The 23,596-nt window shown below is 72.9% G+C and carries 21 protein-coding genes and 1 pseudogene; 14 read left to right on the forward strand and 8 right to left on the reverse strand.

Features of this window, described 5'->3' with window-relative positions; genetic code table 11:
* Positions 1-157: 157 nt before the first annotated feature.
* Both ABZS51_RS22455 and ABZS51_RS22460 read left to right on the forward strand, forming a co-directional pair.
* On the forward strand, positions 158-616 hold the full coding sequence (locus ABZS51_RS22455; RefSeq protein ID WP_310709386.1) for a hypothetical protein: 459 nt from the start codon (positions 158-160) through the stop codon (positions 614-616).
* 91 nt (positions 617-707) lie between these two features.
* Complete coding sequence (locus tag ABZS51_RS22460) at positions 708-1,163, forward strand: SRPBCC domain-containing protein (protein ID WP_355444144.1); 456 nt, start codon at positions 708-710, stop codon at positions 1,161-1,163.
* A 3-nt stretch (positions 1,164-1,166) separates the two neighbouring features.
* On the opposite strand, the gene ABZS51_RS22465 is transcribed toward ABZS51_RS22460, so the two are convergent.
* The 3 genes from ABZS51_RS22465 to ABZS51_RS22475 all read right to left on the reverse strand — a co-directional run bounded on the left by ABZS51_RS22465 (position 1,167) and on the right by ABZS51_RS22475 (position 5,328).
* Positions 1,167-4,382 (reverse strand): BTAD domain-containing putative transcriptional regulator, encoded by a 3,216-nt coding sequence (locus ABZS51_RS22465; protein WP_355444147.1) that lies wholly within the window; start codon positions 4,380-4,382, stop codon positions 1,167-1,169.
* 65 nt (positions 4,383-4,447) lie between these two features.
* Positions 4,448-4,804, reverse strand: a complete 357-nt coding sequence (locus ABZS51_RS22470; protein WP_355444150.1) for a nucleotide pyrophosphohydrolase — start codon at positions 4,802-4,804, stop codon at positions 4,448-4,450.
* Positions 4,805-4,851: 47 nt separating this feature from the next.
* Entirely contained in the window at positions 4,852-5,328 is a 477-nt protein-coding gene (locus ABZS51_RS22475; protein ID WP_355444153.1) for a DUF6789 family protein, read from the reverse strand.
* A gap of 70 nt (positions 5,329-5,398) precedes the next feature.
* On the opposite strand from ABZS51_RS22475, the gene ABZS51_RS22480 reads away from it, so the two are divergent.
* Positions 5,399-7,135, forward strand: a complete 1,737-nt coding sequence (locus ABZS51_RS22480; RefSeq protein ID WP_355444156.1) for a protein kinase — start codon at positions 5,399-5,401, stop codon at positions 7,133-7,135.
* Between the two features lie 14 nt (positions 7,136-7,149).
* Here ABZS51_RS22480 and ABZS51_RS22485 read toward each other — a convergent pair whose 3' ends face one another.
* Positions 7,150-8,163, reverse strand: a complete 1,014-nt coding sequence (locus tag ABZS51_RS22485) for a LacI family DNA-binding transcriptional regulator (RefSeq protein WP_355444160.1) — start codon at positions 8,161-8,163, stop codon at positions 7,150-7,152.
* Between the two features lie 141 nt (positions 8,164-8,304).
* Here ABZS51_RS22485 and ABZS51_RS22490 point away from each other — a divergent pair, with 141 nt between their 5' ends.
* From ABZS51_RS22490 to ABZS51_RS22505, 4 genes are read left to right on the forward strand one after another with little or no spacing between them, the layout of a single operon-like run.
* Complete coding sequence (locus tag ABZS51_RS22490) at positions 8,305-9,588, forward strand: extracellular solute-binding protein (protein ID WP_355444163.1); 1,284 nt, start codon at positions 8,305-8,307, stop codon at positions 9,586-9,588.
* A complete protein-coding gene (locus tag ABZS51_RS22495) occupies positions 9,585-10,547 on the forward strand; it encodes a sugar ABC transporter permease (RefSeq protein ID WP_355444165.1) in 963 nt (320 codons plus the stop codon). Before ABZS51_RS22490 ends, ABZS51_RS22495 begins: the two co-directional genes overlap by 4 nt.
* On the forward strand, positions 10,544-11,362 hold the full coding sequence (locus ABZS51_RS22500; protein ID WP_355444168.1) for a carbohydrate ABC transporter permease: 819 nt from the start codon (positions 10,544-10,546) through the stop codon (positions 11,360-11,362). Before ABZS51_RS22495 ends, ABZS51_RS22500 begins: the two co-directional genes overlap by 4 nt.
* Positions 11,363-11,364: 2 nt before the next feature.
* Positions 11,365-12,729 carry a cellulase family glycosylhydrolase gene (locus tag ABZS51_RS22505; protein WP_310709396.1) on the forward strand — a complete coding sequence of 455 codons (1,365 nt, stop codon included), beginning with the start codon at positions 11,365-11,367 and terminating at the stop codon, positions 12,727-12,729.
* Here ABZS51_RS22505 and ABZS51_RS22510 read toward each other — a convergent pair.
* Complete coding sequence (locus ABZS51_RS22510) at positions 12,726-13,349, reverse strand: TetR/AcrR family transcriptional regulator (RefSeq protein ID WP_355444171.1); 624 nt, start codon at positions 13,347-13,349, stop codon at positions 12,726-12,728. The two genes, ABZS51_RS22505 and ABZS51_RS22510, sit on opposite strands and share 4 nt — an antisense overlap.
* Before the next feature lie 139 nt (positions 13,350-13,488).
* Between ABZS51_RS22510 and ABZS51_RS22515 the strand changes: the two genes are divergently transcribed.
* Positions 13,489-14,088, forward strand: coding sequence for a rhomboid family intramembrane serine protease (locus tag ABZS51_RS22515; protein ID WP_355444174.1), 600 nt, complete (start codon positions 13,489-13,491; stop codon positions 14,086-14,088).
* On the opposite strand, the gene ABZS51_RS22520 is transcribed toward ABZS51_RS22515, so the two are convergent.
* The gene (locus ABZS51_RS22520) at positions 14,057-16,495 is read right to left on the reverse strand and encodes a lantibiotic dehydratase (protein ID WP_355444177.1); all 2,439 of its coding nucleotides are present in this window, start codon (positions 16,493-16,495) and stop codon (positions 14,057-14,059) included. The two genes, ABZS51_RS22515 and ABZS51_RS22520, sit on opposite strands and share 32 nt — an antisense overlap.
* Positions 16,496-16,731: 236 nt before the next feature.
* On the opposite strand from ABZS51_RS22520, the gene efeU reads away from it, so the two are divergent.
* The 5 genes and pseudogenes from efeU to ABZS51_RS22545 all read left to right on the forward strand — a co-directional run bounded on the left by efeU (position 16,732) and on the right by ABZS51_RS22545 (position 21,701).
* A complete protein-coding gene (gene efeU / locus ABZS51_RS22525) occupies positions 16,732-17,583 on the forward strand; it encodes an iron uptake transporter permease EfeU (protein WP_355444180.1) in 852 nt (283 codons plus the stop codon).
* Between the two features lie 15 nt (positions 17,584-17,598).
* Positions 17,599-18,756 (forward strand): iron uptake system protein EfeO, encoded by a 1,158-nt coding sequence (efeO, locus tag ABZS51_RS22530; RefSeq protein WP_355444183.1) that lies wholly within the window; start codon positions 17,599-17,601, stop codon positions 18,754-18,756.
* The gene (gene efeB / locus ABZS51_RS22535; protein WP_355444186.1) at positions 18,753-20,051 is read left to right on the forward strand and encodes an iron uptake transporter deferrochelatase/peroxidase subunit; all 1,299 of its coding nucleotides are present in this window, start codon (positions 18,753-18,755) and stop codon (positions 20,049-20,051) included. The genes efeO and efeB overlap by 4 nt, the downstream gene beginning before the upstream one ends.
* Positions 20,052-20,366: 315 nt before the next feature.
* Positions 20,367-20,483: pseudogene (locus tag ABZS51_RS22540) on the forward strand (twin-arginine translocation signal domain-containing protein); the annotation flags it as partial.
* Between the two features lie 27 nt (positions 20,484-20,510).
* The gene (locus tag ABZS51_RS22545) at positions 20,511-21,701 is read left to right on the forward strand and encodes an aspartyl protease family protein (protein WP_355444206.1); all 1,191 of its coding nucleotides are present in this window, start codon (positions 20,511-20,513) and stop codon (positions 21,699-21,701) included.
* Positions 21,702-21,717: 16 nt separating this feature from the next.
* Here ABZS51_RS22545 and ABZS51_RS22550 read toward each other — a convergent pair whose 3' ends face one another.
* Positions 21,718-22,251, reverse strand: coding sequence for a CGNR zinc finger domain-containing protein (locus ABZS51_RS22550; protein ID WP_355444189.1), 534 nt, complete (start codon positions 22,249-22,251; stop codon positions 21,718-21,720).
* A 36-nt stretch (positions 22,252-22,287) separates the two neighbouring features.
* On the opposite strand from ABZS51_RS22550, the gene ABZS51_RS22555 reads away from it, so the two are divergent.
* On the forward strand, positions 22,288-23,184 hold the full coding sequence (locus ABZS51_RS22555; RefSeq protein WP_355444191.1) for an arginase family protein: 897 nt from the start codon (positions 22,288-22,290) through the stop codon (positions 23,182-23,184).
* A gap of 6 nt (positions 23,185-23,190) precedes the next feature.
* Here the strand turns inward: ABZS51_RS22555 and ABZS51_RS22560 are convergent, their stop codons facing one another.
* Positions 23,191-23,502, reverse strand: coding sequence for an ROK family protein (locus ABZS51_RS22560; RefSeq protein ID WP_355444193.1), 312 nt, complete (start codon positions 23,500-23,502; stop codon positions 23,191-23,193).
* Positions 23,503-23,596: the final 94 nt, after the last annotated feature.

Here is a 23,596-nt window from a genome sequence, read left to right on the forward strand (position 1 = left end):
ATGGCCACAAAGTCCAATTAAGTCATACAAAAATCACGGACGGTGGCTTACCATTCCTGATCGCCGCGCCGGCCGATCGCCGCGTCCGCGCAACGGTTCGGATGAGAGTGCCGAACGGGCTTCTGGTCCCGGCACGTCCGGGACTACCTTCTGATCCATGACCGCACTGGAGCCACCGAGAGCCCCCTACCGCCCGCGCCGGACCCGGTCCCTGGGCGTGACGATGGTGGGCGGATGGAGCGTGAAGGTCGTCGGGATCACCGCCGGAGGGGAGCTGCCGGACGACTTCGAGGTGGAGGCCGCGCTGCGGGCCGTCGAGCAGGAGCTGCCCGAGGGGGGCGGGGTGGCGTTCGTGATCGTGGACCGGGGCACCGACGCGCTGTGGGCGAACGTGTGCTGGTGGCAGTCCGACATCCTGTTCCAGCGGCTGTGGCGGGCCGAGCCGGGCACGACCGACCTGCGCAGGCTGCCGCTCGACGCGCCCATCGGCTGCGTCTGGCACCTGGTGGCCATCGAGCATGAACGGCGGGCCTGGGTGGAGCACGTGCTGGCCCGGCCGCAGGCCCCCGACGTCACCGGCTATCTGGCCGCCGACCCCATGGTGGAAGCCGGCTGAACGGGTCTTAAGAGCACCTGAAGGAGACCGTAAGGCCGCTCCGGCATCGTGGGACTCGTCAGGCCGACGACCACCGGAGAAAGGCACCCCGATGACCACGCAGACCGCGCAGTACGAGATCACCCGAGTCCTCGACGCCCCCCGCGAGGCGGTGTTCGCCGCCTGGACCGAGCCGGAGCGCCTGTCCCGGTGGTTCGGGCCGCGCTCCTTCACCGCCCCCGTTGAGCGGATCGTCGTCGACCTGCGGCCCGGCGGCGTGTGGCAGGTGGTCCTGGTCGGCGAGGGCGGCTTCGAGGCCCCGCTCGGCGGCACCTACCGCGAGGTGGACGGCCCCGGCAGGCTGGTGTTCACCACCGGCGACCCGGACAACCCCGGCGACGGCCCCGCCTCCGTGGCCACGCTGGAGCTGACCGGGAAGGACGGCGGGACCGAGATGCGCTTCCACCAGTTCGGCGTCAACACCGACGAGGAGCACGCCCAGCAGGCCAAGGCCGGCTGGATCGAGTTCTTCGACCGTCTGGCCGAGTACGTGGCCACCCGGGCGTGAAGGTCAGAGGGCGAGGCCTGGTGCGTCGTCGAGCTTCAGGCGGCTGCCCTCCTCGTACAGGGCCGCGAACCCCTCCTCCCCCAGCGCCTCCCGCACCCGCTCGGTGACCCGGTCGATCTCCTCCGTCTGCGACGGCGTCGCCGGCGTCCGGCCGGCCTCGTGGGCGGCGGCGGCCAGGCCCAGCAGGCGCGCGGCCCGGTCCGGCGAGCCGGATGCGGCAAGCGCGGCGGCGAGCGCCTCGACCGCGAACGTGACGCTGCTCGGGTCGCCGACCCTCTGGGCCGCGGCCAGCGCCTCCAGGTGCAGCTTCCGGGCCTCCTCGGCGTCGCCCTGCCGTTCGCGCAGGTATCCGAGCTCGACGAGCGTGGTGGGCAGGTGCAGCGCGGGCTCGGCGCCGGGGTGGCGGGGCACCCCTTCGAGCAGGTGGAGCAGGTGCCGCTCGGCCAGGTCGAACCGACCGGCCCGGCGCGCGGCGAAGGCGAGGCCCATCTCGGCCATCACCTTGCCCTCCCGGAACCCTTGCTCGACCGACAGCCGCAGTGCCCGGCCGCACAGCTCCATCGCCCGCTCGAAGGCTCCGGCCTGCAGCGCCCCCCAGCCCAGCCAGGCCGTACGGCGGGCGACCTCGTTCCACAGCCCGAGCTCCTCGGCCACCCGCAGCCCGTCCTCGAACAGCAGCCTGGCCCCTTCGCCGTCGCCCCGCATCTCGGCCAGGCCGCCCAGCCATTCCAGGGCCTGGAGGCGTCCCCACTGGTCGCCGAGCTTGTCGAACAGCCGGACGCTCTCCTCGCTGTCGCGTTCGAGGGCGACCACGTCGCGCTGCGTGAAGGCGTCACGGGCCCGTTTGCTGAGCACCGTCGCGATGCCCCATTCGTCGCCGATGGAGCGGAACGTCGTCAGAGCGCCGCCCATCAGCGCCTGCGCCGTCGGAACGTCGGCCACGGCCATGCCGAGGAACAGCTCGGCCCTGGCCCGGTCGCGGGGATCCTCGATGGCGGCGGTGTCCCAGGTCGCCTGGTCGCCCAGCATGAGGGCGAACCCGGCCCGCCAGGCCGCCGCCCTGGCCCGGCCGGGGGCGTCGCCGTGGAGGGCGAGCGCCGTCTCCAGGGAGCGCCGGGCCTCGCCGGGCCTGCCACGCAGGTACCAGTACCAGCTCAGCGCGTTGACCAGGCGGATCGCGGTGCCGGCGTCGTCGCCGCGGGCCGCCGTCTCCAGCGCCGCGCGCAGGTTGGCGGCCTCCGCGTCGAGCCGTTGCAGCCATTCCCGCTGGTCGTGGCCGTACAGGGCGGGCTCGGCCTGCTCGGCCAGCGCCAGGTGGTGGCGGGCGTGCGCCCGCCGTACGGACTCCAGCTCGCCGGCGTCGGCCAGCCGGTCCAGGCAGTACTCGGCGACGGACTCCAGCAGCCGGTACCGGACGCCGGCGGCCCCCTCCACGACCACCACCAGCGACCGGTCGACCAGCCGGGCGAGCAGGTCGAGGACGTCGAGCTCCCCGATCTCCGCGAGCTCGTCGATCCGGTCCCGGCCTGTCCGGTCGCCGGCGCAGACCTCCTGGGCCGCCTCCAGCGTGCAGCCGTCGGCGTGGACGGCCAGGCGGCGCAGCACCACCCGCTCGGGCGGGGTCAGCAGCTCCCAGCTCCAGTCGATGACCGCGGTCAGCGTCTGCTGGCGGGGCGGGGCGCCGCGGTGCCCGGAGGCGAGCAGCCGGAACCGGTCGTCCAGCCGCGCCACCACCCCGCGCAGACCGAGCGCCCGTACGCGGGTGGCGGCCAGCTCCAGCGCCAGCGGGATGCCGTCGAGCCGGCGGCAGAGCCGTACGACGGCCTCGGCGTTGCCCGCGTCGAGCGTGAAGCCGCGCGTGGAGGCGGCGGCGCGGGCGACGAACAGGCGGACGGCGTCGGACCGCTCGGCGGCGGCGAGGGCGGCGCCGGGTGAGGCGCCGAGGACGGCGTCGAAGGCGGTGAGGTCGGGCACGTCGAGCGGCGGCACGCTCCACAGCACCTCGCCGGGCAGGGACAGCGGCTCGCGGCTGGTGGCCAGCACGCGCAGCCTGGGCACGGCCCGCAGCAGCGCGCCGGCCACGTCGGCGACCCGGTCGACGACGTGCTCGCAGTTGTCCAGCACCAGCAGCGTCTCGCGGGTGCGCAGCACCTCGGCGAGCCGGGCGGCGGGCGTCGCGCCGTCGGTGCCCTCGCGGATGCCCAGCGCCTCCATGACGGCCTCGGCGGGCGAGCCCGTGGCGCGGTCGAGCGAGGCCAGCTCCACCAGCCAGGCCCCGTCGGTGTACGCGCCGGACAGGCTGTGGGCCACCTCCAGCGCGAGCCGGGTCTTGCCGACGCCGCCGCTGCCGGTCAGCGTGACGAGCCTGTGGTCCGCCAGCAGCGTGGCGACCTCGGTGATCGCGTCGTCGCGGCCGATGAGCCTGCTGACGGGGGCGGGCAGGTTGGTGGCCGGGCGCTCGGTCACTGCGCTGAGCGCGGGGTCCTGCCCGAGGATCGCCTGGTGCAGCTCGGCCAGCTCGGGGCCGGGGTCGAGGCCGAGCTCCTCGGCCAGCCGCTCGCGCAGCTCGGCGTAACTGGCCAGTGCCTCGCTCTGCCGCCCCGCCCGGTACAGGGCGCGCATGTGGACGGCGCGCAGCCGCTCCCTCAGCGGGTGGAGGGCGACGTGCTCACCCAGCTCGCCCGCGAGCAGGCCGTGCTCGCCCAGTTCCAGCCGGGCCTCGGCGTGCCGCTCCAGCGCGGCGAGCCGCTGCTCCTCCAGGCGGACGATCGCCGACCTGGTGAACTCCTCGTCGGCGAAGTCGGCGAACGCCGGTCCGCGCCAGAGCCCGAGCGCCTCCGACAGCAGCGCGGCCGTGGCGCGCGGCCCGTCGGCCGCCTCGGCCCGCGCGACCAGGCCGGTGAAGCGGGCGGCGTCCACGGCTCCGGGCTCGGCGCTCAGGAGGTAGCCGGGAGCGCGGGAGACGACGAGGTTCTTGGCGCCGGGCTCGGCGTCCTCCAGCGCCCGCCGGAGCTGGGAGACCCGGACCTGGAGCGCCCCGGCGGGGTTGCCCGGCGGCTCGCCGCTCCACAGGTCGTCGACCAGCCGGTCGGCCGACACCACGTGCCCCTCGCTGACGAGGAGATCGGCGAGGAGCGCCCGCACCTTCAGGCCGGGGATCGCCACGCTCTCCCCGGCGTCGGTCCAGACGGCCAGCGGGCCGAGCACGCCGAATCGCATGCCCGTCACCTTAGGGGGGACCTTGAGCCGGCGAGAAGAGCATCCGAAGCCCTGTTGGGTTCGGCTCAGGAGGACAGCGGGGGCGCCTTCCTGGCCGAGCCGCGGTAGCGGCCGGGGTCGTAGCGGCGCTCGTTCTCGTCCAGCTTGGCGCCCGCCGCCTCCACCAGGTCGATCCCGAGGACGTCGGCCAGGCGCACCAGGTAGGCGGTCACGTCGCCCAGCTCGGAGCGGACCCGGTCGAGGGTGGCCGGGTCGGGGCTCGCCGACTCTGCCGGGGTGAGCCACTGGAACTCGGCCACCAGCTCGCCCACCTCGCCGGCCAGCGCCATCGCGAGGTTCTTGGGGGTGTGGAACTGCTCCCAGTCCCGGGCCTCGGCGAACGCGCGCAGCCGTGCGGTCAGCCGCTCCAACTCGGTGCTCACGTGCGCCGACCCTACCCGCCCCCACCTGCCCCGGCCACCGGCGGCCGTCAGGCCGCGCCGGTGCGGTGATCGGTGCTGTGATGGGTGCGGTGGTCGAGGCGGTTGAGGGCCTTGGCCAGGGCCACGCCGTACACGACGTGCCCGGCGGCCATCACCGCCTGGCGGCCCGGCCGGTCACGGTGCAGCGGCGGCATCGTGCCCAGCTTGGGCACCCATCCGGCGTAGCTGGCCACCCAGATCGCCAGGCCGTACGCGATGCCGAGCGGCACCCGGACGCGACGGCCGCGGGCGAGCGCGCCGAACAGCGCCCCGGACCCCACCCCGAACCCGAAGTGGGCCACGGCGCCGAGCACGCCCTCCCCCGGCTTGCTCCTGTGCCGGTGGCCGGGCAGGATCGCGCGGACGATGCGCTTGGGCGGCTGGTCCCCCATCAGACCGGCGCGCTCGCCCGCCACCATGACCGTGCTCATCGCCGCCGTGGCCAGGGCTCCTCCGACGGCTCCGTTCACCAGGTTTCGCAGCATGTCGTACCGGCTGCCCCGGTAGCCGACCAGAAAACTCGGACGCCTGGCCGCACGCGCTACGCTTCCGCGCGTGTCGGAATTATCCGTCCCCGGGTACGAAATCCGGGGCGTGCTGGGGCAGGGCGGCTTCGGCGTCGTCTACCGGGCCCGGCAGTCGGCCGTGGGCAGGGAGGTCGCCCTCAAGGTCGACAACCGGGTCCTGCTCTCCGACCGGGACCGGCGCCGCTTCATGCGCGAGGTCACCTCCGCCGGCGCGCTGTCCGGTCATCCGCACGTGGTGCCCGTCTATGACGCCGGTCTGCTGCCCGACGCCCGGCCGTACATGGTGCTGGAGCTGTGCCCCGGCGGGTCGCTCAAGGGGCGGCGGCTCACCCCGGCGGACGCCCGCGACGCCGGCGTCCGCATCGCCGGCGCGCTGGCGGCCGCGCACGCGCAGGGCGTGCTGCACCGCGACGTCAAGCCCGCCAACATCCTGCTCAACCGGTACGGCCAGGTCGCGCTGTCCGACTTCGGGCTGGCCACGATGCCGGCATCCGGGTCCGCGCCGGGCCTGGACGCCTCGGTCACCCGCGAGTCGCTGACTCCCGCCTACGCCCCGCCGGAGGCGTTCGAGCTGGCCGGGCCCACCCCGGCCGGTGACGTCTACTCGCTCGCCGCGACCGTCTACGCGCTCATGTCGGGCCGCCCGCCGCGCTTCCCGGAGAGCGGCGTGCCGCACCTGGCGGTGATCCTGGCGCTGCACCGTCTGCCGGTGCCGGACCTGCCGGGGGTGCCGCCGGAGCTGACGGCGGTGCTGAGACGGGCGCTGGCGTCGGACCCGCGCGAGCGCACCCCGGACGCGGCCACCTTCCGCGACGAGCTCGCCGCCGTCCCCCTCGCCGCCGCCCCCTTCGGCTCGGTTCCCCCCGGCTCGCATCCCCTCGGCTCCGTCCCCCTCGGCACAGGGTCCCTCGGCACAGGGTCCCCGGGGCCCGCCCACGTCCCGGCCGCTCCTCATGGCCCGGCGCACAGGACGGACGACCCCGCGTACGGGCCCCGCAATCCCGCGCCTCGCGATCCCGCGCCCCACGGACCCGGTCCAGGTCCGGCGCACGCGGCGGACGACGGAACGGGCCCCCGGCGGCGCGGCGGCCGGGAGGCCGACACCGAGGCGCCCGCCCGGCTCGGCGCCTCCAAACTGCTCTTGACGCTCGTGACCGTCCTCGCCGTCGTCTCCGCGACCGCCGTCGGCGTCGTGGTCCACGACCGCGTCACCGGCGAGCCGTCCGACCGGCAGGCCACCGCCCCGGCCGACCCGTCCGAAACCGATCCGACCGGGACAGATCCGTCCAGGACCGGGCCCACCGGGACGGCCCCGGCGACCGGACGCCCCGCCAAGGGCCCGCTCAGCGGCCTGGACACCTACACCGAGGGCTGCCCGGCGGCGGCAGCGGCGGCCGGCGCGGCATGCGTGAAGGAGGCCGAGTGCTGGGGCGGCCTCGTCATCATCGCGGGCGACACCACGGCCCGGCGGGTGGGCTGCGAGGAGACGCACTCCTGGGAGACGTACGCGGTGGCGCCGATACCGGACGACTCCATGACGTACGACCAGCACGACCTGGCCAGGCACCCGACGGTGAAGCGGGTGTGCTCCCCGCGGGTGATGCTGGCCACGCGCAACGCCGCGGCCGAGCGCGCCGGGCGGAAGCTGGAGTCGGAGGTGATGCCGCCGTCGGCGGCCCAGTTCACGGCGGGGGCGCGCTTCTACCGGTGCGTGGGCAGCGTGGTGGGCACGGAGACGAGGCGCGCCCTGTTCCTCCGGCCCTGACCGATCCCGCCGGGTCAGCGGCGAAGAGGCGCGGTGCTCTCGCGGACGACCAGCTCCGTGGCCAGCTCCACGCGCCGCGACTCCGGCACCTCGCCGCGGCCCATCGCGAGCACCGTGCGGGCGGCGAGCGCGGCCATCTCCTGCAACGGCTGCCGGACGGTGGTGAGCGGCGGCCAGGCCGAGCGGGCGAGCGGCAGGTCGTCGAAGCCGACCACGCTCAGGTCCTCCGGCACCCGCAGCCCGCGCTGCCGGGCGGCCTCGAAGACGCCGAACGCCTGCAGGTCGCTGCCCGCGAAGATGGCCGTGGGCGGGTCGTCGAGGGACAGCAGGGCGTGGCCGTTGTCGTGGCCGGAGTCGACGAGGAAGGTGCCGCGCCGGATCAGCTCCGGCGCGACCGGCATGCCGGCGGTCTCCAGGGCGGCGCGGTAGCCGTCGATGCGGGCCTGGCTGCACAGCATGTCGGCGGGACCGCTGATCACGCCGATGCGGCGGTGGCCCAGCTCGACCAGGTGGCGGGTGGCGGCGAGCCCGCCGTTCCAGTTGGTGGCGCCGACGGAGACGACGCCGGGCGCGGGCTCCCCCTCGGGGTCGACGACGACGAACGGCAGCGAGCGGGCGCGGAGCTGGTCCTGCACGCCGGCCGACAGGCGTGAGGCGACGATGACGACGCCGTCGGTGCGGCGGCCGGCCAGGCGCTCCATCCAGTCGCGTCCAGGTCCGGCGTGGGTGTGCAGGACGGAGATGACGACGCTGGACCCGGCCTCGTGGGCGGCGCTCTCGGCGCCACGGACGATCTCCATGGCCCACGGTGACTCGATCTCGGCGAAGACGAGGTCCACGAGCCCGGCGTGGGTGTCGCCGGCGCTGGCGCGCCGCTGGTAGCCGTGCTGCTGGAGCAGCCGCTCGACGCGGGAGCGGGTCGCGGGCGCGACCTCGGGACGGCCGTTGATGACCTTGGAGACCGTGGGGATGGACACCCCGGCCTCCTCGGCTATCACGGCGATCGTCACCCGTCTCTTCGCTGACATGCTCGAAAGTGTACCGAAACTTTCGGCACCGCGATGCTCCCGTTCCTGCTATTGACGCGTAACAGGCCGTTTACCTATGCTCCGGGCAACGAAATTATCGGGGGGTTTCACGAAACTTTCGGCCTGAAGGAGAGAACCCCTATGAAACGTGGTTTCCTGCTGATCGCGACGGCCGTTCTCGTCACCGGCTGCAGTGGCGGCGGTGGCGGCGCCGCCGAGCCGCGGAAGAGCACGGCGGGCTCCCCCGCCAAGGTGACGCTCGAGCTGTGGCACCTGTCCACCACCGAACCGATGAAGACGATCATGGTCCAGCGGGCCAAGGAGTTCGAGGCCGCGCACCCCAACGTCACCATCAAGGCCACCGTCCTGGAGAACGAGGCGTACAAGTCCAAGATCACTACGCTCACCCAGTCGGGCAAGGCACCCGACGTGTTCGCCTCCTGGGGCGGCGGGGTCCTTCAGCAGCAGATCGACGCGGGCCTGGTCAAGGACATCTCCGCCGACGTCGCCCCCGTCCTCGGCACCTTCACCAAGGCGTCGCTGACCGCCTACCAGTTCGACGGCAAGACGTACGGCCTGCCGACCGACATCGGCATGGTCGGCTTCTGGTACAACAAGAAGCTCTTCGCCAAGGCCGGCATCCAGCAGCCGCCCGCCACCTGGGCCGAGCTCCTCGACGACGTCAGGAAGCTCAAGGCGGCCGGCACCACCCCGATCGCGCTGGCCGGCAAGGAGAAGTGGCCTGGCCACTACTACTGGGCCTACCTCGCCATGCGCATCGGCGGCGTGCCGGCCATGCACCAGGCCGCGGTCGACAAGAACTTCAACACCCCCGACTTCGTGGCCGCCGGCCAGCAGCTCAAGGCGCTGGCCGACCTGCAGCCGTTCCAGAAGGGCTTCCTCGGGGCCGGCTACTCCACGCCCGACGGGCAGTCCGCGTCCGTCTCCAACGGCAAGGCCGCCATGGAGCTGATGGGCCAGTGGGCGCCGGCCGTGCAGAAGTCGTCCGGCAAGGGCCTCGGCGACGACCTCGGCTTCTTCCCCTTCCCCGCGGTCGACGGCGGCAAGGGGACGGTCACCGAGGCGTTCGGCGGCGGTGGCGGCCTGGCCGTCGGCGCCGACGCGCCGCCCGAGGCCGTCGAGTTCGTCAAGTTCTTCACCGCCATGGCCAACCACAGCAGGGCGGTCGAGGCCGGCGGGGTGCTGCCCGTCCTCCAGGGCGAGGAGAGCTCCGTCAAGGACCCGAACCTCAAGATCGTGGCGGAGTCGCTGGCCGGCGCGACCGGGTTCCAGCTCTACCTGGACCAGGCGTACCCGCCCGCGGTGGGCGCGGAGGTGAACGACAGCGTGGCCCAGCTCATCGGCGGCACCAAGACGCCGCAGCAGGTCGTCGAGGCCATCACGGAAGTGGCCAAGAGCGAATGACGACGCTGACGCGAGGGCCGCAGGCGCCCGCGCTCCCGGCCCGCGCGCGGCCGCCCGAGCGCCCGCGCCGGCCCTGGGTGACGATGACGTTGTTCGTCCTGCCCGCCCTGGTGCTGTTCCTGCTGCTGGTGGTGGCGCCGATCGCGGTCGCGCTGTACGCGAGCGTGTTCAAGTGGAACGGCTTCGGCGGCCTGCCCACGGACTTCGTCGGCCTGGACAACTTCACCCGACTGTTCGGCACCGAGGTCTTCCGGCAGGACGTGTGGCACCTGGTCCTGCTGATCCTCCTGTCGTTGTGCGTGCAGCTGCCGTTCTCGCTGGCCATCGCCATGCTGCTGCACCAGCGCGTCCGCGGCAGGGCCGTCTACCGGCTGGTCTTCTTCGCGCCGTACGTGCTGTCCGAGGTCATCACGGGGGTGCTGTTCTCGCTCCTGCTCTCGCCCGACGCGGGCCTGGCCAACCAGATCCTCGGCGTGGTCGGGCTGGACTCGGAGTGGCTGGCCGACACGGGCACCGTCATGCCGTCGCTGTTCCTCGTGATGACGTGGAAGTACTTCGGCTTCCACATGATGATCTACCTGGCCGGGCGGCAGAACATCCCGGACGAGCTGATCGAGGCCGCGCAGATCGACGGCGCCACGCCGTGGAAGGTGTTCCGCCACGTCACCCTGCCGCTGCTCGGCCCGACGATCCGGATCAGCGTGTTCCTGTCGGTCATCTACACGATCCAGCTCTTCGACCTCGTCTGGATCCTCACCGAGGGCGGCCCCTCCCACGCCTCGGAGACCATGGCGGTCACGATGATGGAGTTCGGCTTCGGCCGCAACCAGGTGGGCTACGCCAGCGCGATCAGCGTGGTGATGTTCGGCCTGAGCCTCGTCTTCGCGCTGTTCTACCAGCGGTTCGTGATGCGGCGCGACCTGGAGGGCGCGACGACGTCGATGGGAGACCACCGGTGAGACGCAACACCCTTCCCCTGCACGCCGTCGCCTGGATCGTGGGCGCGTTCATCCTCGTGCCGGTCGTGTACGCGGTGCTCGGCGGATTCAAGAGCACCGACCAGCTCTCCACCAACGCCTTCGGCCTGCCCGACCCGTGGGTGATCGGCAACTACACCGACGTGCTCGGCTCGGGGTCGTTCTGGCGACAGCTCTGGAACAGCACGTTCATCGCGGTGGCGACGACCGTGATCGTGGTGCTGCTGTCGGCGATGGCGGCCTACGTCTTCGCCCGCTTCGCCTTCCGGGGCCGGGAGCTGCTGTTCACGGTCTTCACGGTGGGGCTGATGTTCCCGTTCGCCGTGGCCATCCTGCCCATCTTCGTGCTGCTGCGCACGTTCGGGCTGATCGACAACCCGCTCGGGGTGATCCTCACCCAGGCCGCCTTCGGGCTGCCACTGACGATCATCATCCTGCGCGGCTTCTTCCGCAGCATCCCCGGCGAGGTCGAGGAGGCCGCCACCATCGACGGCTGCACGCCGTTCGGGTTCTTCTGGCGCATCCTGCTGCCGATGGCGCGCCCCGCGCTCGCCACCGTCTCGGTCCTGGCCATCGTCGGGAGCTGGAACAGCTTCATGCTGCCGCTGGTGGTCTTCAGCGACGAGTCGGCGTGGACGCTGCCGCTGGGCGTGCAGCAGTTCCAGGGCCAGTACGCCTCGGACACCGCGCGGGTGCTCGCCTACCTGGTGCTGGCCATGCTGCCGGCGCTGGGCTTCTACGCCGTCGCCGAGCGGCACCTCATCGGCGGACTGACCGCGGGCGCGACGAAAGGGTGACCATGCTGCATGTGTCCGGAACACGGCTCCTGACCTCCGACGGCACGCCGGTGCGGCTGCGCGGCGTGGGACTCGGGGGCTGGCTCAACATGGAGAACTTCATCACCGGCTACCCCGCCAACGAGTCGTCGATGCGGCTGGCCGTGCGCGAGGTGCTGGGCGAGGATCGGGCGGCGCTGTTCTTCGAGCGGCTGCTCGGCTCGTTCTTCACCGAGGACGACGCGGCGCTGCTGGCGGGGCTGGGCATGAACTGCGTGCGCATCCCGGTCAACTACCGGCACTTCGAGTCCGACGACCGGCCGTTCGAGATCATCGAGGACGGCTTCCGGCACCTGGACCGGGTGATCGACGCGCTCGGCGCGCACGGCCTGTACAGCGTGATCGACCTGCACGCCCTGCCCGGCTCGCAGAACCAGCACTGGCACTCCGACAACCCCACACACGTCGCGGCGCTGTGGCAGCACCGGCACTTCCAGGACCGGGTCGTGCACCTGTGGGAGGCGATCGCCGACCACTACCGCGACCATCCGTGGGTGGCGGGCTACAACCCGGTCAACGAGCCGGGCGACCCGTCGGGCAAGGTCGTCGGGCCGTTCTACGACCGGCTGGTGAAGGCGCTGCGCGCCGCCGACCCGCGCCACGTGCTGTTCCTCGACGGCAACACCTACGCCACGGACTTCACGGTCTTCCGTGAGATGTACGAGAACACGGTGTTCGTCTGCCACGACTACGCCCTGGCCGGGTTCGCCCACGGCGGGCCGTACCCGGGGTACACGCGCGGCGAGTGGTGCGACCGGGGCGAGCTGGAGCGGGCCTTCGAGCGGCGCTCGCGGTTCCAGCGGGAGACGGGGACGCCGCTGTGGGTGGGCGAGTTCGGGCCCGTCTACACCGGCGACCCCGACACGGACCGGCAGCGCTACCAGATCCTGCGGGACCAGCTGGAGATCTACGACGGGTACGACGCCGGCTGGTCGCTGTGGACGTACAAGGACGTGGGCCTGCAGGGTCTGGTCTGCGCCCGGGGGCCGTACCTGGAGCGGTTCGGCCCGTTCATCGAGAAGAAGCGGCGGCTGGGCGCCGACCGGTGGGGCTCGACCATGGAGGAGACGGCGAGCGAGCTGGCGCCGCTGCACCGGCTGGTCGAGACCGAGGCCCCCGGCTGGAACCCCTACCCGTGGGGCGCCCGGTACCAGACCGACGACCTCGTCAGGCACATCCTCATCGCGCAGGCCCTGCTGCCGGAGTACGCCGAGTTGTTCAGGGGCCTCGGCGACGACGAGCTGGTGGCGCTGGCCGACTCGTTCCTGCTGGAGCGGTGCGACCGGCGCGAGCCGCTGCTCGGCCTGCTGGCGGACAGCCTCCGCTAGGGGCCGCCGCAGTAGTCGCCGAGCCCCTTCTCCAGCAGGTCGAAGGCCCGCTCGGCGTCGGCCGACGCGTCGGGGTAGACCGCGTCGGCCGGCTCGCCGGCGAACAGGCGGCGCAGGTTCTCGGTGACGAGGGCGGCGCGCGTGTAGATGATCTGCGCCGCCGCCACGCGGGCCGTCACGTCGTCGCGCCCGGACTGGGCGGCCAGCTCGCGCTCCAGCAGCTCCTGGGCGTGCCGGTGGAAGGCGAACGCCCTGACCTGCAACGCGGGGGTGCTCTGGATGAGCCGCATGACGCTCAGGACCTCCGGCGTGTCGTCGATCCCCGTCGAGGCGTCGCGCTCGGCGAGCATGGCGAGGAAGTGACGGCGCAGCGCCGCCACGGCCGTCTCGCCGGGCGCGCGCTCCCGCACGACGCGGGCGGCGTCGTCCACGTGCGCCTCCATCGGGGCAAGGACCAGGTCCTCCTTCGTCGCGTAGTAGTTGAAGACCGTCTTCTTCGACACCTGGACCGCCGCGGCGATCTCCGCCACCGACACGTTGTCGAAGCCGCGCTCCAGGAACAGCTCGATCGCCGTCCGCCACAACGAGCGCTGGGTCTGCTGCTTCTTCAACTCACGCAAGCCGAGTTCCATGGCACAACAATACACCGAGACTAAAAGTTGTCTCAGTGTAAATTTCGTCCTAGAGTACCGACATGACCAGGACCCAGCGTGGAGGCAGCCGCCGGCCGTGGGGACCCTCCGACATGGAGGGCCAGTGGTGAACCGCCCCCTGTCCCGAACCCCCGGCGCCCGTCCCGTCCTCACCTGGGCCGTCTTCGGCGTCACCGCCGTGACCACCGCCGCCGGATACCTCGTCCCCGGCTTCGCCCAGGCCCTCGCCCGCACCAACGCCTTTTACCACGGCGAGTGGTGGCGTCTGATCTCCCCGGTGCTCGTCAACCCCGAAGGCCGGCACCAGGTCGTCTTCAACGGGGTGCTGCTGCTCCTCGCCGGCGTCGCCGCCGAGCGCACGTTCGGCCGGGCCCGCTGGGCGGCCCTGTACCTGGCCGGCGGACTGGCCGGCAACGCCGTCGGCTACGTGACCGATCACTACAGCGCGGGCAGCTCCGTGGCCGTCGCGGGACTGGCCGGCGGCCTGGCCGCGTGGGCGCTGAGCGGCCGCGCCGGCTTCGCGGCTCCCCCGCGGATCGCGGCCGGCGCGTTGCTCGCGGGCGGCGCCGCGCTCGCGTTCCTGGGCGACAACCACGGCGCCCCCCTGCTGGCCGGGGCCCTGCTCGGGACGGTGTTCGTGCGCACGATGAGCAACGTGCCGTCCCAGGCGGACGTCAGCCGGAGACGTTCAGCGCGTACTCCGTGACCCGCCTGCCGTGCACCCCGTAGGAAGGGGCGTCCGCCGGGTCCGGCAGGGCCTCCTCCAGCACCACGTTCCCGTCCTTGCCGGCCGCCGAGCGGGCCATCGCCAGCAGCAGGAAGTGGTCGGTGACGTCCACGTAGAACGGCCTGCGGGCCGCGCGCCGCCCCGAGCCGAAGCGGACGAAGAACCGCCGGGGGATATCGTGCCGCTCCAGCCAGCGCGCCGTCCTCAGCACGAACGCCGCGTCGCTCTCCCCCTCGTACGGCACGGGCAGCTCGGCGACCGGCATCCGCCAGCCGGCCCGCACCAGCACCACCCGGCCGAGCTGGAGCCGCGGCCTGGCCTGCACCTCGTCGACGGCCGCGGCCGAACGCCACGGCACCGGCGCCAGCCCCGTCGGCTCGCCGAACACCCGGACCAGGAACGACCAGGCCGGCGGCAGCGCGCGCGGCGCCGACATGCCGAGGTGGGCGGGCCGCACCGGCTCGCCGTCGGCGCCGGTCAGCACCAGGAGCAGCGTGCCGGGATCGTACGAGACGCGCAGGTCCGTCAGCGACAGCTCCGCGCCGTCCGTGACGGTGAACGGGTAGTCGACGCCCACGGCCGAGGCGGGCCGTAGGTTCAGGTGGTTGCCGAAGCTGCCCAGGCACTCGGCCACCGGCTGCCGCGTCCCGTCGGGCACGCTCACGCCCGCGCGGGCGAGCAGGTGGCGGGTCCTGCCGGCGCCCCGGCCGTAGCCGGTGGTGACCGTGCTCAGCACGAACTCCGGGCCCGCCGTCAGATGGCCGTAGCAGGTGATGGAGCCGGGCGGCCGGACGTAGGCGGGCCAGGACACCGCCATCTTCTCCACGATGTCCGGGTCGGCGACCAGCACGCCGCGCTCGTCGGGCGGCGAGGCGTACAGGGCGTTCCAGGTCTCGCGCCGCAGCCGGGCCACCCGGCGCCCCGGCGAGCCGCCGGTCGGGCCGGTCCGGTCCAGCAGCGCCCGCAGGTCCGCGCAGGCGGCGGGGGCGTCGCGGTAGAAGGCCAGGAACGGCACCGACGCCTCCGCCCCGTGGCGCTCCACGAAGTGCTCGGCGGCGGTGAGCTTGACCGGAAGGTCCGGGTCGAACACGGCGGCCAGGCGGCGCACGGCGTCCAGGTCGCGCAGCACCGGCTGCCAGGCGGCCCGCCCGCACACGGCCGGCGGAGCCGTCGACACGGCCGTCTCCAGCCGGACGCCGCGCTCGCCGAGCCCCACCGTGTCGCCGAGCCGGGCGAGCAGCCAGCCGGCCACGGGCCTGATGCGCTCGCCGTACGTCGCCTCGACGGCCTCGCGCAGCGCGTTGGGCAGCCACGGCCGGTCGGGCGAGTCGCCGGGCAGGACCTCCTCCACCCAGGCGGCGAGGTCGGCGAGCGGGTCCAGCGCCTGGTCGGCGAACGGCCGCAGCCGTTCCAAGAGCCCCAGGTCGAGGAGCCGCTTCACCACGCCCGGCTCGGCGACGGCGCGCTCCAGCGCCCCGACGGTCGGCTCGGGCGTGGCGCGCACCCAGGCCAGCGCCCCGGCGACGGCCGGCTCGGCCAGGACCGCGGCGGGCGCCGGGGCCTCGACCGGCTCGCGGAACGGACCGCCGGCCGACCGGCCGCCGCCCCCGCCCTCGTCCCCGTCTCCGGCGCGCGGCCCGGCTCCGAGGAACCACAGCCGGCCGTCCTCCTGCCACAGGCTGGGATTGACCCGCACCCGCACGGCCTCGCGCAGCGCCGGCCGCTCGGCCAGCGCCGCCCAGACGCGGCGCACCGTCGCGAGGTCCACCTCGGGGACGGCGCTCCAGCGCAGCTCGCCGGCCGGGGTCAGAGCCGGTCCCGTGTCCGCCCACCGGCCCAGCCCGTTGATCGTGAACGCGGCGTGCGGGCTGGCCGTGGAAGCGGCGCGGGCGACGTTCCTGGCCAGGCGTGCCAGCCTGGGCCGTCTCGGCACCGCGCCGGGCCTGGCCAGCCAGCTCTCCATCGTGGCCGACAGGCCGGGGCTGGCGCAGGCCAGCCCGCGCAGGAACGCGTCGTCGCCGCCCAGGGAGCGCAGCGCGTCGGCCCGGTCGGCCAGCTCGGCCGCCAGCGCCTCGGCCAGCGCCCCCGGCGCCTCGTCGGCCCAGCCGTCGCCGTCGTCGCCCTCCTCGACCGGCGCGCCGTACGGGTCACGGCCGAACCTGTGTCCGCCCGCGCCGTACGGGCCGCCGTCCGGCTCGTCGTCCTGGTCCTCGTCGTCCGGCTCGTCGCCGGGATCGCCGTGGTGACCGCGTCCCGCCTCGGCGTGGTCCTCCGCGAGGATCTCGTCCACCAGCGCCCAGGTGCGCGTGAACCGCAACTCCTCCAGCCCGTCGGCCGGCAGTCCCGCCACCCGCACGCCGAAGGCGTCACCCATCTGATCGTCCATCGCGATCCCCCCGTACGGACTCCTGGAGCCACCTTCCTCGGCCCGGCCGGTCCAGCGGCAACGCGCGCCGTGGCTTTACCGGTTGGACGCGGTGAAATGGGCCGCCGTAGACGTTCCCCTTTTGACCTGCGACGGGGCACGAAGAGGAGGGGCGTGTCAGTCGACCCGCTTGCATTGGGTAGGCTCCACCTGCCCTAATTTAGGTAAGCCTTTCCTACGCCACTGCGGGAGTGACCGTGTTCGCCAGTTACCTGATCGGACTGCGCGAGGGACTGGAAGCGACGCTCGTCGTCTCGGTCCTCATCGCGTTCCTCGTCAAGAGCGACCGCAGGGACCGGCTCCCGCACGTGTGGGCGGGCGTCGGCTGCGCCGTCGCGCTGTCCGTGGGCTTCGGGGCGCTGCTCACCTTCACCGCCGCCAACCTCGGCCACACCGGCCAGGAGCTCTTCGACGCGATCACGTCCCTGCTGGCCGTGGTGTTCGTCACCTGGATGATCTTCTGGATGCGCCGCACCGCCCGCGCGCTCTCCGGCGAGCTGCGGGGCAAGCTCACCGACGCCCTGCAGATGGGCTCCCTGGCCGTCGTCGTCATGGCGTTCCTCGCCGTCGCCCGCGAGGGCCTGGAGACGGCGCTGCTGTTCTTCGCCTCCGTCCAGGGCGCCACCGCCACCACCGCGCCGCTGACCGGCATCAGCCTCGGCCTGCTCACCTCCGTGCTGATCGGCTGGGGCCTCTACCGCAGCGCCCTGCGGATCAACCTCACCAAGTTCTTCACCTGGACCGGGCTGCTGCTCATCCTCGTCGCCGCCGGCATCTTCAAGTACGGTGTGCACGACCTGCAGGAGGCGGCCATCCTGCCCGGGCTCAACACCTACGCCTTCGACGTCAGCGCGGTCGTCCCCGCCGACTCCTGGTACGGTGCGCTGCTGGCCGGGACGCTCAACCTGACGCCGCAGCCCAGCGTGCTCGAAGCTCTCGCCTGGCTGCTGTACCTCGTGCCCACGCTCTTCATCTTCCTGCGCCCGCAGCGCACCAGGACGACGCCGACCACGACGTCCACGACCCAGGCCGCCCGGCCGTCCGCCTGACCGTTGAGGAGCACCATGCGCATCAGCACCCCCCTCGCCCGGCACGGCCTGATCCCGGCCGCCGGCGCGCTGGCCCTGCTCTGCCTGGCCGCCTGCGGCTCCGGCGAGCAGCCGGCCACCGGCTCGGCGGCCGCCGGCAAGCCCGGGAAGATCACCGTGGCCGCGTCCGACACCGAGTGCAAGGTGGCCGCCTCCGAGGTGACGGCCGGCACCAGCACGTTCGCGATCACCAACGGCGGCAGCAAGGTCACCGAGTTCTACGTGTACGCGCCGGGCGACCGCGTCATGGCCGAGGTGGAGAACATCGTGCCCGGCCTGACCCGCGAGGTGGTCGCCGAGCTGCCGGCCGGCACGTACGAGGCGACCTGCAAGCCCGGCATGGTCGGCAAGGGCATCCGCAACCCGCTGAAGGTGACGGGCGAGCACAAGCCGCTCACCAAGGACGCCAAGCTGGCCGCCGCGACCGCCGAGTACAAGAGGTACGTCAAGTCGCAGAGCGACACGCTGCTGGTCAAGACGCAGGAGTTCGTGGACGCGGTCAAGGCCGGCGACGTCGCCAAGGCCAAGGAGCTGTACCCGGTCTCCCGTACGTACTGGGAGCGGATCGAGCCGGTGGCGGAGATCTTCGGCGACCTCGACCCCGCCATCGACGCCCGCGAGGCCGACCTCGCCGAGGGCGAGGAGTGGACCGGCTTCCACCGCATCGAGAAGGACCTGTGGGTGACCAAGGACGTCGGCAAGGACGGCCCCGTCGCCGACAAGCTGATCGCCGACGTCAAGACCGTCGTCGCCAAGGCCAACGCGACGGAGCTGACCCCGCTCAACCTCGCCAACGGCGCCAAGGAGCTGCTCGACGAGGTCGCCACCGGCAAGATCACCGGCGAGGAGGACATCTGGTCGCACACCGACCTGTGGGACTTCGACGCCAACGTCGAAGGCTCCAAGGCAGCCGTGCAGGCGCTCCGGCCGGTGCTGGAGGAGCGGGCGCCGGACCTGGTCAAGACGCTCGACGAGAGGTTCGCGGCGGCTGAGGCGGCGCTGGCCGTCCACCAGAAGGGCGACGGCTGGGAGCTGCACGACAAGCTGTCCAAGGCCGACCTGAAGAAGCTGTCGGACGCGATCAACGCCCTCGGGGAGCCGATCAGCCAGATCGCCCCCATCGTGGCGAAGTGAACAGCGGGCGAGGAGGGGTGACGGTGGACGAGCACGGCGACCAGGCGGGCGGCAACGGAAGCGGGCTGAGCCGCAGGAAGCTGTTCGGACTCGGCGCGGCGGGGGTGGCGGTCGTGGGCGCGGGCGCCGTCGCCACGCGCTCGCTGCTCGACGAGCCGGTGGCCCGGGCGGCCTCCGCCTCCGACCCCGTCCCGTTCTACGGTGAGCACCAGGCCGGCATCGTCACCCCGGCCCAGGACCGGCTGCACTTCGTCGCCTTCGACGTGATCACCGACAAGCGGGCCGAGCTGGTGGAGTTGCTCCAGGAGTGGACCGCCGCGGCGGCCCGCCTGACGCAGGGCAAGGACGCGGGCACGTTCGGCGCCGTCGGCGGCTCCCCGGAGGCCGCCCCGGACGACACCGGCGAGGCGCTCGGCCTTCCCGCCTCCGGGCTGACGCTGACGATCGGGTTCGGGCCGTCGCTGTTCGACGACCGGTTCGGGCTGGCGGCCAAACGGCCCGCGGCGCTGGCCGACCTGCCCAAGTTCCCCGGCGAGCACCTCAACCCGGACATCTCCGGCGGCGACATCTGCGTGCAGGCGTGCGCCCACGACCCGCAGGTCGCGGTCCACGCCATCCGCAACCTGGCCCGGATCGGGTTCGGCAAGGTGTCGGTGAAGTGGTCGCAGCTCGGCTTCGGCCGTACGTCGTCCACCTCCCGGGCCCAGGCCACGCCGCGCAACCTCATGGGCTTCAAGGACGGCACCAACAACATGAAGCTGGAGGACGCCCAGCTCCTGCGCGACCACCTGTGGGCGTCGGGCTCCGACTGGATGGCCGGCGGCACGTACATGGTGACGCGCAAGATCCGCATGACCGTCGAGACGTGGGACCGCACCTCGCTGACCGAGCAGGAGGCCGTCTTCGGGCGCGACAAGGGGGCGGGGGCGCCGCTGGGCCGGAAGGCCGAGTTCGACACGCCCGACTTCAACGCCACGGGGCCGGACGGCCAGCCGTACATCAAGGCGGACGCCCACGTACGACTCGCCCACCCCAGCCACAACGCCAACGCCCACCTGCTGCGGCGCGGCTACAACTACGTGGACGGCTCCGACGGTCTGGGGCGGCTCGACGCCGGCCTGTTCTTCATCGCCTACCAGCGCGACCCGCGCACCCAGTTCGTGCCCGTGCAGATGAACCTGGCCAGGCACGACGCGCTGAACGAGTACATCAAGCACGTGTCGAGCGGGCTGTTCGCCTGCCCGCCGGGAGTCCGGGACGCCGGCGACTACTGGGGCCGCGCCCTGTTCGCCTGACCGTTCTGGGGGCGGGGGCCGTCCGGAAAAGAGCTCAAACGCGAGGCCTTCAAAGGGCGCGCTCCGCGCGACTCGACTCGGACGGCGTCATGTGGGGGAGCCGAGCTCCCCACACCCCCTGTGTCCACGTCCTGAAAGACCTCTTCACCGACCAGGGCCCCAGTCTTCCTTCGGAGGACCTGGGCCTACATGTGCCTACCATGAGAAGCCCGGCCACCATGACCGGTAACAACCCATGAGCGGCGTACAGGACCCGCGTGGCGCTGATCGCCGGCTTTATACGGAGTGAACACATCGCTGGATGCAATACCTCCCATGATTCGACCCCGAACATCCTCGTCCACGCCGAGCACCCCTGAGAACATCGATCGACGTAAGTTCCTGCGGCGAGCGGGCCTGGCCGCGGGAGCTGCCGCGCTGGCTCCGCACCTGGGCCCCCCGGAAAGCGCGCCCCTCTCGATGACCCTGAGCTCCTCGTCATCGACCATCGACCCCGACCAGCTGTTCAAAGCCGGCAGCTTCAAGGAGGCCGATCGGGGCTACGCGCATCTCTTGCGGCAGGACCCCGGCAACGCCCACGGCGTGGCGCAGCGCGGACGCATCGCGCTGCTGTCCAACAAGTTCGAGGATGCCGAGAGGTTCCTGAGCAAGGCCGTCCGCCTGGCGCCCGACGACACCTTTTCGAGGCGGCAGCTCGCGCAATGCTACGTCCGGCAGGACAGGCTCGCCCGCGCGGTGCCGCTGCTGAGGAGCACCGGCGACGAGAGCGACGCGGCGTTCGCCACCCAGTACGCCGGCGTGACCGGCACGCCGTACGAGATGCGCGGCGCTCAGAGGACGCGGGTTCCCCTGGTGTGCGTCGATCCTCTGCCCTGCGTCGAGGCCGCCGCGAACGGGTCGAAGCCGAAGCGGTTCCTCATCGACACCGGGGCGACGCTCGCCTTCTCCACGGAGATGGCGGAGCAGGCCGGTCTGCGCGCGCTGTCCACGAGCACGAGCCATCCCGCCGGGCAGACCCTCACGACCTACCACGGCGTCATGGAGTCGTTCCAACTGGGTGACATCGTGCTGCGCAATGTTCCCGTCGTCTGGTACGACCTGAGAATGCCGGACCTGCCGGACGGCTCTCGCCCGTCGGGTGTCATCGGGACCACGCTGCTCTACCACTTCCTGGCCACGATGGACTACGCGAACCAGGCGCTCGTCCTACGGCGGAAGACGGGAGCACAGCTGCGCGACCTCCGGGCGGAGGCCGGGCGCGCAGGGGCCGACCGCCTGCCGTTGTGGCTGGCCGGCGACCACGTGCCCTGCACGCTGGGGAGCCTCAACGACTACGGGCCACGGGTGGCCTCCCTCGACACGGGAGGCATGGGCATGGGCGTCATGACGACCGAGGAGAACGCCAAGAAGGCGGGCATCGAGATCGACTACGCCCATCCGGACACGGGTGGCGGGATGACGGTCTACCCGATCACTCCCGCCAGGATGAGCCTCGGCAAGACCGTCGGCCGGAACGTCCCCGGTGTCGTCGGCGGGTGGCCCTGGCTCCAGCTCTTCGGGTTCGAGACGATCGCCAACTTCACGCACGAGTTCTTCAAGCCCCACGCCATCACCTTCGACTACGCAGGCATGAACGTCTACATCGCCTGAGTGGCCCAAACAGGTGTCAGAGGCGGTGGCGGGCTCGGGAGGCGGCGGCGTGGGCGCGGTTGGCGCAGCGGGTGGAGCAGAACTGGCGACGGCCCGGGCGGCTGCGGTCCACGAAGGCGTCCCGGCACGGGGCGGCGGCGCACATCCGGACGCGGTCCCAGTCGCCCTCCGCCGCGAGGTCGAGCAACTCCTGGACGGCGCGTACGGCCAGGCGGTCGGCGAGCGGGGCGCCGGGCGCCGGGGCCAGGCGGAGCCGGGGGACGCCGTTCGCGTCCTCGACGGCCGGGCGCAGCGGGAGGCCGGCCGTCCAGCGGGCGAGGGCGTCCGCCCGGTCCTGAGGGTCGGTGGAGAGCACGGCGCACAGCCCGTCACGCGTCGATCGGACCGCCTCCAGGTCCTCCGGCCCGTTCGCGCCCCCGTCCACCTGCAGCGCCGCGCAGAAGCGGCGCAGCGCGTCCACGTCCGGCAGGCGTTCCGGGTCGTCCAGGTACGGGTCCCAGGTGTTGGCCAGGTCGAGGGCCACCAGGCCCGTTTCCGCGTAGTCCCGCATTCCGCCATCCCATCATCCCGTGCTACCGTCAGGAGTATGAGCAGTATAACCACTGACAGAAGCCTCGCCGTGCTCGACGCCCCGTCCAACCTCGGCCTGCGGCCGCCCTCGTCCGGCACGGTCCCCGGCTGCTACAAGGCCCCGTGGGCGTTGCGCGACGCCGGGCTGCTCCAGCGGCTCGGCGCGAGCGACGCCGGCGCCGTGGTGCCGCCCCGGTACGTGGCCACCTGGGAGCCCGGCGACGGTGTTCGCAACGGCCAGGCCATCGCCGCCTACACGGAGAAGCTGGCCGGGCGCATCGCCGGACTGCGCGGCGAGGGGCTGTTCCCCGTGGTGCTGGGCGGCGACTGCTCGATCGTGCTCGGGTCCGCGCTGGCGCTGCGGCGCGAGGGCCGGTACGGGCTGGCCTACCTCGACGCGCACGCGGACTTCCGCCACCAGGGCAACTCACCCGACGTCGGCGTCGCGGCGGCCGGGGAGGACCTGGCGCTGGTGACCGGGCGCGGCGACGGCCGTCTGACCGACATCGACGGCCTGCGGCCGTACGTGCGCGACGAGGACGTGATCGTGCTCGGGGTCCGGGACGACGAGGATCTGCCGGACATCGCGGACGTCGGCCTCGCGTACGTGCTCGCCGGCGAGGTGGCGTCCCGGGGCGAGGAGGCGGCGGCGGGGGTGCTGGCCCGCGAGGAGCTCGACGGGTTCTGGATCCACCTGGACGCCGACGTGCTCGACTCGTCCGTGATGTCCGCCGTCGACTGCCCCAGCCCCGGCGGGCTCTCCCCCGACGAGCTCGTACGACTGCTGCGCGGCCTGCTGCGGCTGCCGGGCGCGGCGGGCCTCCAGGTGACGATCCTCGACCCCGACCTGGACGAGGACGGGTCGCAGGCGGCCCTGCTCGCGGACGTCCTCACCCGGGCACTGACGGCCTGAAAGAGATCAGAGGGCGAGGGCGCCCGCCGGGTCCGCGATCACCCGCTGCATGGCCAGGCCCGCCGCACCCAGGATCGCCGCGTCCGCGCCGATCGCCGAGACCGCGAGCCGCGGCGCGGTGCGCCGCATCTGCCGGAGCCGGGCCGACAGGACGTCCGACACGGGCCGTTCGAGCCAGGGGAACAGCCGCGCGAACGCCCCGCCCAGCACGATCGTCCCCGGGTCGAGCAGATGGACCGCTGAGGTGAGCGCCAGCCCGAGCGCCTCCCCCGCCTGGCCGGCCGCGGCGAGGGCCGACCGGTCGCCCGCCTCCAGCATCGACGTACAGGTCGCGCACGCCGTCGTCGAGGAAGACCAGCCTGGTCATGTTGCGCTCCGCGACGGGGAGCTCGCCGAAGTCGATGAAGAACGC

It is taken from the genome of Nonomuraea sp. NPDC005501, from assembly GCF_040605905.1.
Lineage (GTDB): Bacteria > Actinomycetota > Actinomycetes > Streptosporangiales > Streptosporangiaceae > Nonomuraea.

Coding starts and splice junctions, on each gene's coding strand:
- ABZS51_RS22455 (WP_310709386.1), top strand. CDS start 158: ATGACCGCACTGGAGCCACCGAGAGCCCCCTACCGCCCGCGCCGGACC.
- ABZS51_RS22460 (WP_355444144.1), top strand. CDS start 708: ATGACCACGCAGACCGCGCAGTACGAGATCACCCGAGTCCTCGACGCC.
- ABZS51_RS22465 (WP_355444147.1), bottom strand. CDS start 4,382: ATGCGATTCGGCGTGCTCGGCCCGCTGGCCGTCTGGACCGACGCCGGG.
- ABZS51_RS22475 (WP_355444153.1), bottom strand. CDS start 5,328: ATGCTGCGAAACCTGGTGAACGGAGCCGTCGGAGGAGCCCTGGCCACG.
- ABZS51_RS22485 (WP_355444160.1), bottom strand. CDS start 8,163: ATGTCAGCGAAGAGACGGGTGACGATCGCCGTGATAGCCGAGGAGGCC.
- ABZS51_RS22490 (WP_355444163.1), top strand. CDS start 8,305: ATGAAACGTGGTTTCCTGCTGATCGCGACGGCCGTTCTCGTCACCGGC.
- ABZS51_RS22495 (WP_355444165.1), top strand. CDS start 9,585: ATGACGACGCTGACGCGAGGGCCGCAGGCGCCCGCGCTCCCGGCCCGC.
- ABZS51_RS22505 (WP_310709396.1), top strand. CDS start 11,365: ATGCTGCATGTGTCCGGAACACGGCTCCTGACCTCCGACGGCACGCCG.
- ABZS51_RS22520 (WP_355444177.1), bottom strand. CDS start 16,495: ATGGACGATCAGATGGGTGACGCCTTCGGCGTGCGGGTGGCGGGACTG.
- efeO (WP_355444183.1), top strand. CDS start 17,599: ATGCGCATCAGCACCCCCCTCGCCCGGCACGGCCTGATCCCGGCCGCC.
- ABZS51_RS22545 (WP_355444206.1), top strand. CDS start 20,511: ATGACCCTGAGCTCCTCGTCATCGACCATCGACCCCGACCAGCTGTTC.
- ABZS51_RS22550 (WP_355444189.1), bottom strand. CDS start 22,251: ATGCGGGACTACGCGGAAACGGGCCTGGTGGCCCTCGACCTGGCCAAC.
- ABZS51_RS22555 (WP_355444191.1), top strand. CDS start 22,288: ATGAGCAGTATAACCACTGACAGAAGCCTCGCCGTGCTCGACGCCCCG.
- ABZS51_RS22560 (WP_355444193.1), bottom strand. CDS start 23,502: ATGCTGGAGGCGGGCGACCGGTCGGCCCTCGCCGCGGCCGGCCAGGCG.